Source organism: Micromonospora sp. BL1 (assembly GCF_003667485.1).
In the GTDB taxonomy this organism is placed as follows: domain Bacteria; phylum Actinomycetota; class Actinomycetes; order Mycobacteriales; family Micromonosporaceae; genus Micromonospora; species Micromonospora tulbaghiae.
The window spans coordinates 1-840 of sequence record NZ_RCVK01000046.1; the positions used below are offsets into that span (position 1 = coordinate 1).

General features: G+C 70.0%; 2 protein-coding genes. One reads left to right on the forward strand and one right to left on the reverse strand.

All coding sequences use genetic code 11. The features are described 5' to 3' along the window. On the reverse strand, positions 1-660 hold a 660-nt coding region (locus tag EAD96_RS00205; RefSeq protein ID WP_233585305.1), incomplete at its 3' end, for a transposase. Here EAD96_RS00205 and EAD96_RS31335 point away from each other — a divergent pair. Then, positions 659-840 (forward strand): hypothetical protein (locus tag EAD96_RS31335; protein WP_233585307.1); only part of this gene is annotated, 182 nt, incomplete at its 3' end. The two genes, EAD96_RS00205 and EAD96_RS31335, sit on opposite strands and share 2 nt — an antisense overlap.

Here is an 840-nt window from a genome sequence, read left to right on the forward strand (position 1 = left end):
CAGCAGCCGGGCGGCGCCGGAGGGTCCGATGCCGTGCAGGTCCATCAACGTGGTGCTGGTGGAGGTGACCAGTTCGGTCAGTTCCTTGTCTGCCTCCTTGGAGCGCCGGTAGACCCGTTCGAGGTCACTGATCAGCTCCGCGGCGACCCGCCGGCGGGCCTTGCCGACCGCGTCACGGGGCCGGACCGTGGCCAACAGTGCCTTGGCCTGGGCGGCGGACAGACTCTTCTTCGCCCCACCCGGGATCAGTTCCAGCAGCAGTTGATGCAGCTGGGACACCATCCGGGTGTGGTCCTCGCCGAGGGAGCGGCGCCGGTCGACCAGAATCCGCAGCAGGGCCAGCTGCTCATCGTTGACCACCGGGCGCAGCCCGGCCATGCGGGTGCCGACCAGCGCGATGGAGTGGGCGTCGGTGGCATCAGTCTTGCGGCCCTGCCCGGTGGCGAACACCCGCGCCCGGGCGGACAGCTTCGGCGGGACGTCGACGACCTGTTCGCCGTCGGCGATCAGCCGGTTGGCGATGTGCCGGCCGATGCCCTGGCAGCCCTCGATCGCCCAGACCCTGTGCGGCCACTGGCTGGCGTACTTCCTCATCGCCGTGTAGCCGTCGCGGTCGGTGTCGAACCGGCCGCCGCCGACGACGGTCTCGTCGCGGGCCATGACCTCGATCGTGGCAGAGCGCTTGTGCGGGTCCATCCCGATGACCAGACGAGCTGACGTGCCACTCAACGCGTCCTCCGATGCTCGCTCCACCTGGGTTGTCGAGCCGGGAGGGCAACGCTACTTCGAGCAGAGCAAACCCCTCTTGAGCCTCTCCCCGCCCTGGGGCGACGCCCGGGC